General features: G+C 48.6%; 11 protein-coding genes. 5 read left to right on the forward strand and 6 right to left on the reverse strand.

What is annotated here, in order from left to right; translation table 11 throughout:
- From mscL to def, 5 genes are all read right to left on the reverse strand, one after another.
- The coding region (gene mscL, locus J1785_RS06900; protein ID WP_217219105.1) for a large conductance mechanosensitive channel protein MscL at positions 1–238 on the reverse strand (238 nt) is incomplete at its 3' end.
- A 124-nt stretch (positions 239–362) separates the two neighbouring features.
- Complete coding sequence (gene trkA, locus J1785_RS06905; RefSeq protein ID WP_129955653.1) at positions 363–1,739, reverse strand: Trk system potassium transporter TrkA; 1,377 nt, start codon at positions 1,737–1,739, stop codon at positions 363–365.
- Between the two features lie 60 nt (positions 1,740–1,799).
- Complete coding sequence (gene rsmB / locus J1785_RS06910; protein WP_217219106.1) at positions 1,800–3,089, reverse strand: 16S rRNA (cytosine(967)-C(5))-methyltransferase RsmB; 1,290 nt, start codon at positions 3,087–3,089, stop codon at positions 1,800–1,802.
- Positions 3,090–3,164: 75 nt separating this feature from the next.
- Positions 3,165–4,124: a methionyl-tRNA formyltransferase gene (gene fmt, locus J1785_RS06915; protein WP_217219107.1), complete on the reverse strand. Its 960-nt coding sequence runs from the start codon at positions 4,122–4,124 to the stop codon at positions 3,165–3,167.
- Between the two features lies 1 nt (position 4,125).
- Positions 4,126–4,638, reverse strand: a complete 513-nt coding sequence (gene def / locus J1785_RS06920; protein ID WP_112288147.1) for a peptide deformylase — start codon at positions 4,636–4,638, stop codon at positions 4,126–4,128.
- A 128-nt stretch (positions 4,639–4,766) separates the two neighbouring features.
- On the opposite strand from def, the gene dprA reads away from it, so the two are divergent.
- From dprA to aroE, 5 genes are read left to right on the forward strand one after another with little or no spacing between them, the layout of a single operon-like run.
- Positions 4,767–5,936 (forward strand): DNA-protecting protein DprA, encoded by a 1,170-nt coding sequence (gene dprA, locus J1785_RS06925; protein ID WP_129955656.1) that lies wholly within the window; start codon positions 4,767–4,769, stop codon positions 5,934–5,936.
- Positions 5,908–6,381: a DUF494 family protein gene (locus J1785_RS06930; RefSeq protein ID WP_129955657.1), complete on the forward strand. Its 474-nt coding sequence runs from the start codon at positions 5,908–5,910 to the stop codon at positions 6,379–6,381. Before dprA ends, J1785_RS06930 begins: the two co-directional genes overlap by 29 nt.
- Positions 6,382–6,405: 24 nt before the next feature.
- Positions 6,406–6,966, forward strand: a complete 561-nt coding sequence (locus J1785_RS06935; RefSeq protein WP_129955658.1) for a DNA topoisomerase family protein — start codon at positions 6,406–6,408, stop codon at positions 6,964–6,966.
- Entirely contained in the window at positions 6,959–7,528 is a 570-nt protein-coding gene (gene tsaC, locus J1785_RS06940; RefSeq protein ID WP_129992337.1) for an L-threonylcarbamoyladenylate synthase type 1 TsaC, read from the forward strand. The genes J1785_RS06935 and tsaC overlap by 8 nt, the downstream gene beginning before the upstream one ends.
- A gap of 3 nt (positions 7,529–7,531) precedes the next feature.
- Positions 7,532–8,359: a shikimate dehydrogenase gene (gene aroE, locus J1785_RS06945; RefSeq protein ID WP_129955660.1), complete on the forward strand. Its 828-nt coding sequence runs from the start codon at positions 7,532–7,534 to the stop codon at positions 8,357–8,359.
- Positions 8,360–8,410: 51 nt separating this feature from the next.
- On the opposite strand, the gene J1785_RS06950 is transcribed toward aroE, so the two are convergent.
- The gene (locus tag J1785_RS06950; protein ID WP_129955661.1) at positions 8,411–8,953 is read right to left on the reverse strand and encodes a gamma carbonic anhydrase family protein; all 543 of its coding nucleotides are present in this window, start codon (positions 8,951–8,953) and stop codon (positions 8,411–8,413) included.
- Between the last annotated feature and the right edge of the window lie 397 nt (positions 8,954–9,350).

A 9,350-nucleotide genomic window follows, 5' to 3' on the forward strand; every position in this document is an offset into this window, starting at 1 on the left:
GGATAAATACCCCATAATGCATGACTACGGCGGGTGTTGCTCCCTGAGCCTCCCGGAGGACAAATGCGAACTGCTTAAAATCAACCCCGCCAATCAACAAACCCAGCGGAGGCATAATAATATCAGCGACAAATGACGATACTATTTTGCCAAAAGCAGCACCGATGATAACACCGACTGCCAGGTCGACCACGTTGCCGCGCATGGCAAACTCACGAAACTCTTTCATAAAACTCATAAATACTCCTTGGCAAATTCATCAAATATGTCAAACCAAGTAAAGACTATTTGCAGGGTCTTCGCTACAAAAGTTCTCACCTGAACCTCAATTAACGCTAAATCCGATAAACAGCAGATGCAATTTATAAGAAGAACGGACTTGGCTGGAACAAACGTTCCACATCCCTGACAAACTTCTTATCGGTAATAAACATCACAACGTGGTCACCCTGTTGGATCCTGCTTGTGCCGTTGGCAATAATTACCTCATTACCGCGTACAATAGCCCCAATTGTTGTACCCGGCGGCAGTTTGATTTCTTCCACGGTACGGCCTACCACTTTTGATGTGGTCTCATCGCCATGGGCAATCGCTTCAATGGCTTCAGCGACACCGCGCCTTAGCGATGAAACACTGACGATGTCTGCTTTTCTGACATGTCCAAGTAATGCTGAAATCGTTGCCTGCTGGGGAGAAATTGCAATATCGATCACACTACCCTGCACCAAATCGACATATGCGCTGCGCTGGATAAGAACCATCGCTTTTTTTGCACCCATCCTCTTAGCCAGCATTGCCGACATGATGTTTGCCTCATCATCATTGGTAATAGCGATGAACACATCTACTTGTTCAATATGCTCTTCAGCCAGTAATTCCTGATCCGAAGCGTCACCATAGAAGACAATCGTATCTTGTAGTATCTCTGCAAGCTCGGCGGCACGCTGTTGATCCCGCTCGATGAGTTTTACGCTGTAATTCTTCTCAAGCCGTTGGGCAAGTCCCGCTCCGACATTGCCTCCACCAACGATCATGATTCGTTTATAAGGTTTTTCGAGCCTCTGAAGCTCACTCATGACTGCGCGGATATGCTGAGAGGCGGCCACAAAGAATATTTCATCGCCGGCTTCGATGATGGTTGAGCCTTGGGGACGAATCGGGCGATCCTGGCGGAAAATGGCTGCAACACGCGTTTCAATGTGCGGCATGTGTTCGCGCATTGAAGAAAGTGCATTACCTACTAAGGGGCCGCCGTAATAGGCTTTTACTGCTGCAATACTGACTTTGCCTTCGGCGAAATTCACTACCTGCAGTGCACCCGGATACTCAATGAGTTTATAAATATAATCAGTGACCAATTGTTCCGGCGAAATCAGGTGATCGATAGGCACAGCTTCCGGATGGAAAAGTTTTTCAGATTCTCGGATGTATTCAGTTGAACGGATGCGGGCAATGCGGTTTGGTGTATTAAACAGTGAATAGGCAATCTGGCAGGCAACCATATTGGTTTCATCAGAATTTGTCACAGCCACCAGCATATCGGCATCTTCAGCGCCAGCTTCGCGAAGTACACGGGGATGAGAACCGTGCCCCTGGACTACGCGCAGGTCAAATTTATCCTGAAGCTGACGCAGCCGGACGGTATTCGTGTCGACAACCGTAATGTCGTTGTTTTCACCAACCAGGTTTTCGGCGAGTGTTCCGCCAACCTGCCCGGCCCCGAGAATTATTATTTTCATATGACTCTCTGCTTTGCCACGAAGGTATCAGCCTGAGTAAACAGCACTAATACAAGATGATCAGCTTTTAATCAGTTTAGCGTAATAAAATCCATCGCCGTCTTCAGCATCCGGAAGGTTCTGCCGGCCTGGTTGGTCAATCGTTCCTGTTTCAACCAGCGTAGCATCCTGATGTGATTCCAGGAATGAGGTGATTTGCTGACAGTTTTCATCCGGTAAAATTGAGCAGGTGGCGTACACCATGACACCTTTGCTTTTTAGCCGTGGCCAGACAGCATCAAGGATTTGTTTTTGAAGGCTGGCGAGCTCGGCAATATCACTGTCTCTGCGCAACCATTTGATGTCAGGATGCCGGCGAATAACGCCGGTCGCTGAACAGGGAGCATCGAGAAGTATACGGTCAAAAATGCGATCACCTGCCCAAACCTGCGGTTCACGCCCGTCACCTTGCTTCACTTCCGCGCTGAGTTTCAAACGCTGAAGGTTTTCATGAACACGTTTCAAACGTTGCTCGTCCACATCAACGGCAAGAACATGGGCTTTCGGTGCGGCTTCCAGAATATGGGTAGTTTTTCCGCCCGGTGCGCAACATAAGTCGAGGATCAGTTCGCCATTCTTTGGATCCAGCAGATCAACACTGCCTTGCGCCGAAGCATCCTGAACAGTAACCCAACCTTCTGCGAATCCCGGAAGCAGGCTTACCTGACATGGCGTGATCAGCCGTAATGCATCCTTATATTCTGGATGCGGTACAGCTTCAATCTGAGCTTCGTTTAGCAAATGTAAATATTCGTCGCGTGTGTGATGCTGTCTGTTGACGCGAAGCCACATCGGCGGCTTTTGATTATTGGCATCAACAATGCTTTCCCACTCACCGGGGTAAGCTTTTTTCAGACGGTTAAGGAGCCAGCTGGGATGGAGATGACGACTGTCATTGTTGGCCATTCGTTGAAGCAATTCTTCCTGCTGCCGCTGAAACTGGCGCAGCACGCCGTTGATCAGTCCTTTTAATTGCGGACGTTTTAGCGCAACGGCGGCTTCAACCGTTTCCGCCAGTACGGCGTGTGCCGGGATCCGCATGTGGATCAGCTGATAGAGACCCACCATCAGTAAGTAATGTAATGTTCTTTGTTTACCCGTGAGAGGTTTTGCCATGAGTTGCTGCAAACACCATTCCAACTGTGGCAGCACGCGAAGCGTACCAAAGCAAAGTTCCTGAAGAAGTCCGCGATCTTTTTCTGAAATGTTTTTCTGCAGACCAGGGAGAACAGTGGACAAGGATAATCCTTTATCCAACACCTGGCTGATGGCTTGAGCGGCAATGCTACGGAGATTATAGGGTGTTTTCATAGTCAAAAAAGCTGACCGGAGCCAGCATTATCAGAGAGATAAGGCCCGACGAAATATCGGGCGTAGTCGTTATGGTCAGGCTAAACGCATGCCTTCGATAAACCATTCGCGACGAGAGTTAAGCAAATCTTGTGCGGACATTGCCTTTTTACCTGACGGCTGCAACTGGGTGATATTCAGGATCCCATCGGAGGTCGCAACCCGAATGCCCTTTTTGTCGGCAGAAATAATGGTGCCGGGAGCTGCGTTGCTTTTTTCTGACTGACATTCAGCCTGCCAGACTTTCACCGGCTGTTCGTCAATCATGAAAAAGCTGACAGGCCAGGGGTTAAAGGCACGAATGCAACGTTCAAGCTGCTCAGCTGATAAATTCCAGTCTAAGCGTGCTTCTTCTTTGCTGAGTTTTTCTGCGTAGGTGACATGCTCTTCGCTTTGAACTTCAGGTTTTACTGTGCCATCCGCCAGTTGCCTGAGAGTTTCAAGCAGACCTTGAGGACCCAATCCAGCCAGTTTGTTGTAAAGCGAAGCACTGGTATCTTCCGGGAGAATGTCACATTCGACTTTGTGCAACATGTCACCGGTATCAAGCCCGACATCCATCTGCATGATGGTGATACCCGTTTTTGCGTCACCCGCCCACAGAGAGCGCTGAATCGGTGCTGCGCCTCTCCAGCGTGGTAATAAGGAACCATGCACATTGATGCAACCCAATTTCGGCATATCAAGCACTGCTTTCGGTAAAATCAGACCGTAAGCGACGACAACCATTACATCAGCCTGCAGTGAGGAAACCAGGGACTGATTTTCTTCGGGACGCAAAGATTTAGGCTGGAATACCGGGATGTCATGTGCTTGAGCCAGAACTTTCACCGGGCTTGCAGTCAGTTTATTTCCGCGGCCGGCCGGGCGATCAGGCTGAGTGAAAACACCGACAACCTGATGTTCTGATGATAAAAGCGCGTCAAGATGACGCGCTGCAAAGTCGGGAGTACCGGCAAATATGATTCGCAAAGCAGTGTCCTGTGTTACACGAATATTAGTCAGCCCGCGCGTTCAGCTTGGCCATTTTTTCCATTTTCTGGCGAATACGCTGACGTTTCAAGGGAGACAAGTAGTCCACGAATAATTTACCTACCAGATGATCCATTTCATGCTGGATACAAATTGCCAGCAAGTCATCAGCTTCAAGCTCGAAGGTTTTACCGTCACGGTCAAGCGCACGGACTTTTACTTTTTCAGCGCGCGGCACCAGTGCCCGTTGATCAGGGATCGACAGGCAGCCTTCTTCAATCCCGGTTTCGCCGCTTTTTTCCAGCAATTCAGGATTGATCAGAACCAGACGCTCATCGCGGTTTTCAGACACATCAATTACGATGATGCGTTGATGAATGTCGACCTGAGTGGCAGCAAGACCAATGCCTTCCTCTGCATACATGGTTTCAAACATATCATCCACGATCTGCTGGATTTCGGCGTTAACTTCTTTGACCGGTTTTGCTGTTATGCGAAGCCGCTCGTCTGGGAAATGTAATATCTGTAATACGGACATATTTTTCTGGATCTTTATTCAATTGATTGAAGATATATAGACTCTATTCTAGACATTTCCTGCCCCGATTGACAGCATCCTCTGCCAATTGTATCAGTCGCCGAAAGGCCTTGAGAAGGGAATGGATAATGACATTGCAGGAAGCATGGATACGTATGTCAGTGGTCAAACGCCTCGGTACCCAACGCGCGACGGGGATCATTCATACCCTCTCGGACCGGGGGATTTATTCGTCTTCAGAATTAGCGAACAGTGGTCTTTTACCCGAACAAGTAGCCGATTTTCAGCATATTAATCAACACTGGCTATCTGCATCACTGAAATGGCTGGAAGGAGAAAACTGTCATCTCATTACTTTTGGCAGCAATTTTTACTCCCCGCTGTTGGCACAAATATCCTCCCCTCCACTGATTTTATTCGCTGAGGGATCTGCTGAATTACTACTATCGCCACAAATCGCAATGGTGGGGAGTCGCGATTACAGCCATTACGGCGAACAATATGCGCAGGTTTTTGCAGGCGGTTTGGTCAGTAGCGGTTTTACTGTGACAAGCGGGCTGGCGATGGGAATAGATGGAATCAGCCATAAGGCAACACTGGAAGCTCAGGGTAAGACAATAGCTGTGCTGGGAAGCGGGCTGATGAAGCGCTATCCATCCTGTCATCTTAAGCTGGCAGATCGTATTCTGGGGCAGGGGGGAACGCTGGTGTCTGAACATCTGGTGACGGCTCCCCCTTTAGCCGCTAATTTTCCCCGCCGTAACCGGATTATCAGCGGGTTGAGTGCGGGTGTACTTGTCATCGAAGCAACGCTTCGCAGCGGCTCATTGATTACCGCGCGCTATGCACTTGAGCAAGGACGGGAAGTATTCGCATTGCCAGGCCCGCTGGGAAGTACAACCTCGGAAGGTACGCACTGGCTGATTCAGCAGGGTGCGTATCTCGTGACTGAACCAAATGATATCGCCGAACAGATAGGAAGCGGGTTGACCTGGTTCCCCACTATCAAGGTATCGGAATCCTTGAAAATGCCGCCTGAGAGTGAATCAGATGCGTCAGAGGCGATTATTTGTGCGCCAGATAGCGAAGTTGAATTGCCATTTGCTGATGTGTTGGCTAACGTAGAATATGAGGTGACATCTGTTGACGTCGTCGCCGAACGTGCCGGCCAACCTGTGCCAGAAGTCGTAGGTAAACTACTCGAACTGGAGTTAGCAGGATGGATCGCAGCTGTATCCGGCGGCTATGTCCGAATTAAGAGGGCAAGCCATGTTCGACGTACTAATGTACTTATTTGAAACTTACATTCACAACGAAGCGGAGATGAATGTTGACGAGGATAGGTTAACGGATGACTTGACCGAGGCTGGTTTTCACCGGGCTGATATTCACAATGCGTTGAATTGGCTTGAAAAACTTGCGGATATGCAAGAGGGTGGAACCCCATCTTATATGCTGGATTCTGATCCTTCAGCATTACGCGTTTATACCGAAGAGGAAACAATTCGGTTAGATAGCAGTTGTCGTGGTTTTCTGTTGTTCCTGGAACAGATCAAAGTATTGAATTTCGATACCAGAGAGATGGTTATCGATCGTGTTATGGCTCTGGACACTGAAGAGTTCGATCTTGAGGATCTGAAGTGGGTCGTGCTGATGGTTCTGTTTAATATTCCCGGATATGAAACAGCGTATCAGCAAATGGAAGAGCTATTATTTGAAGTTAATGAGGGTTATCTGCACTAAGAGATAACAGGTAAAACGTAACATATGACAAAAGCAGCACTTTTTGCTGATAAGCAAAATGGATCCTGTCCGGAATGCGGGGCCGATTTGGTGATCCGTAGTGGTCGCCACGGCCCCTTTCTCAGTTGTTCATCCTATCCGCAATGTCAGTATATTCGTCCCCTGAAATCACAAGCGGATGGGCATGTTGTGAAAGTCCTTGAAGGACAGGTGTGCCCTAAATGTGACTCCACGTTGGTGCTGCGGCAGGGGCGTTATGGCATGTTTATTGGTTGCAGTCAGTATCCTGAATGCGATCATATTGAAGCTATCGATAAACCTGAAGAAACGACTCTGGGCTGCCCGCAATGCGGAAAAGGGCATCTGTTACAGCGCAAATCGCGTTTCGGCAAAGTATTCCACGCCTGTGACCGTTATCCGGATTGTCAGTTTGCCATCAATAATAAACCGGTAGCCGGGGAGTGCGAACACTGCCATTACCCGTTATTGATGGAAAAGAAAACGGCTCAGGGAATGAAGTTATTCTGTGCCAGTAAATTGTGCGGCAAAGCCGTAGAAAGAAAAGATAACGAACAAGATGAATAAAGAGACACAAAAATCATTGAACACAGTACTTGAGGCATTGCGTGGGGAGCATGTTATTGCTTATCCAACGGAAGCCGTTTTCGGTCTGGGATGTGACCCTGATAGCGAACAAGCGGTAGAAGCATTGCTGGCGCTGAAAAAACGTCCGAAAGATAAAGGGCTCATTCTGATTGCTGACAATTATCAGCAACTTCTTCCTTATATCGATGACTCATCATTAACTGAACAGCAACTTCAGTACATTTGGTCATTCTGGCCAGGGCCGGTTACCTGGGTAATGCCTGCAAAAGCCGTGACGCCTGATTGGCTGACTGGCCGTTTCAGTTCTCTGGCAGTACGCGTCACGGATCATCCCCTGGTAAAAGAACTCTGCCAAAAATTTGGAAAACCACTGGTCTCAACCAGTGCGAATCTGAATGGGCAACCTCCTTGCCGTTTGTCTGAAGAAGTCAGACTCCAGTTTGGGAAAGACTTTCCCGTGCTGGATGGCGAAGTAGGAGGAAGAGATAATCCATCTGAAATTCGGGATGCCCTCACTGGCAACCTTATTCGTCAAGGCTAACAAATGAAAGTCACGCCATCTTTCGCGGTATTTGGGAATCCGATTGGGCATAGCAAATCCCCTCGTATTCATGCACTGTTTGCCCGTCAGACTGGTATCGATCATACCTATGGTACGGTTCTGGCTTCGCATGAAGAGTTTGAAGAGACTTTGCGAACTTTTTTTGCAGACGGCGCTCGTGGGGCAAATATCACGGTACCTTTCAAAGAGCGTGCTTTTGCGAGATCTGATGAGCTGACAGATCGCGCTTCAATGTCTGGTGCTGTTAACACACTCAAAAAACTTGAAGACGGGCGACTGCTTGGGGATAACACTGATGGCATCGGTATGCTGAGTGACCTTGAGCGGCTGGCGCTTTTGACGCCGGGGGATCGGATTTTATTGATCGGCGCCGGTGGGGCTGCGCGCGGGGTGATCCTTCCTTTGTTGTCTTATGGTTGTTCCGTCGTCGTGACTAACCGGACCTTCGAGCGGGCGCAGCATCTGAGCCAAATTTTCCAGGAAAAAGGTGATATTCGGGCCATCGCGTTAGCTTCTCTGGCTGAAGAATCTTTCGACCTGATCATTAACGCTACGGCTTCGGGTATTAAGGGTGAGATCCCCGCTATCCCAGAAAGTGTGCTGACGACGCAGACCCGGGTTTACGATATGTATTATCAGGCGGGTTTAACGCCTTTTATCACCTGGGCGAAAAATAATGGGATAACGCATTATGCTGACGGACTGGGAATGCTGGTGGGGCAGGCAGCGCATGCTTTCTATCTGTGGCATGGTGTGATGCCTCAGATAGAACCTGTGCTTGAGCAGTTAAAAAAAGACTTGCTGGTGTGATCGGGAGTGCCTGAGCAGCCGGATTTGTTACTGTTCAGGCAATACGTTTCTTTATTGTTCCTGGGAAAGATAAACATCTTTCCATGTCACATAATTATTAGAGGAGTATGTCAGCCCTGCGAGTTCATCAGAAGTCAGCTCTCGTATCTGCTTCACAGGACTTCCTAAATAGAGGTAACCACTTTCGAGTGTTTTCCCTGGCGGCACCAGGCTGCCGGCACCAATCATGACATCGTCTTCAACGATAGCCCCGTCCAGCAGTATTGATCCCATCCCGACCAGAACTCTGTTCCCGATCGTACAACCATGCAGCATTGCTTTATGCCCGACGGTGACGTCTTCCCCAATAATAAGAGGATGCCCCTGAGGATTTTGTCGTGACTGATGGGTAACATGAAGCACACTTCCATCCTGTACGTTGGTCCGGCAACCGATAACCACATTATTAACATCCCCACGTATGACGACGAGCGGCCAGATACTGACGTCATCGGCCAGATCTACATCGCCAATAACCACGCTTGAAGGATCCACCATCACTCGTTCGCCCAATGTAGGTGTTAATTCTTGATAAGAACGTAAAGGTTGAGACATCTGAAGCACTCCAAAGATAAGTTTAATCTTGGCAATATAGTTCGGGTGAGAGGAAATACCAATTCGGGAGGGATGAGATCGACGTTAAAACCAGCGGATCGGGTGAGATCTCCGCGAAGGGCTCGAAAAATACGCAGTCGATCCTTTTATTGGAAAAAAGGCTTGTGCAAAAAATTCGGATCCCTATAATGCCGCTCCATCGACAGGGAACAACGTGAACAACATCACGAAGTAACCGGGTCGGAAAGATTAAAAACAGCGGCAACCGGATGAAATAAACGGTTGACACTGAATGAGGAAAGCGTAATATACGCCACCTCGAGTTAGCAAGCGAAAGCGCGTAACTCACTGCTCTTTAACAATTTATCAGACAATCTGTGTGGGCACTCACAAGACG

Origin of the sequence: Rahnella perminowiae (genome assembly GCF_019049755.1) — a bacterium.
Classification (GTDB): Bacteria; Pseudomonadota; Gammaproteobacteria; order Enterobacterales; family Enterobacteriaceae; genus Rahnella; species Rahnella perminowiae.

Excerpts from the sequence above, each read along its gene's own strand:
- tsaC (WP_129992337.1), top strand. The coding sequence starts at position 6,959 with ATGAATAAAGAGACACAAAAATCATTGAACACAGTACTTGAGGCATTG.
- trkA (WP_129955653.1), bottom strand. The coding sequence starts at position 1,739 with ATGAAAATAATAATTCTCGGGGCCGGGCAGGTTGGCGGAACACTCGCC.
- J1785_RS06930 (WP_129955657.1), top strand. The coding sequence starts at position 5,908 with ATGTTCGACGTACTAATGTACTTATTTGAAACTTACATTCACAACGAA.
- def (WP_112288147.1), bottom strand. The coding sequence starts at position 4,638 with ATGTCCGTATTACAGATATTACATTTCCCAGACGAGCGGCTTCGCATA.
- J1785_RS06950 (WP_129955661.1), bottom strand. The coding sequence starts at position 8,953 with ATGTCTCAACCTTTACGTTCTTATCAAGAATTAACACCTACATTGGGC.
- aroE (WP_129955660.1), top strand. The coding sequence starts at position 7,532 with ATGAAAGTCACGCCATCTTTCGCGGTATTTGGGAATCCGATTGGGCAT.
- dprA (WP_129955656.1), top strand. The coding sequence starts at position 4,767 with ATGACATTGCAGGAAGCATGGATACGTATGTCAGTGGTCAAACGCCTC.
- rsmB (WP_217219106.1), bottom strand. The coding sequence starts at position 3,089 with ATGAAAACACCCTATAATCTCCGTAGCATTGCCGCTCAAGCCATCAGC.
- J1785_RS06935 (WP_129955658.1), top strand. The coding sequence starts at position 6,406 with ATGACAAAAGCAGCACTTTTTGCTGATAAGCAAAATGGATCCTGTCCG.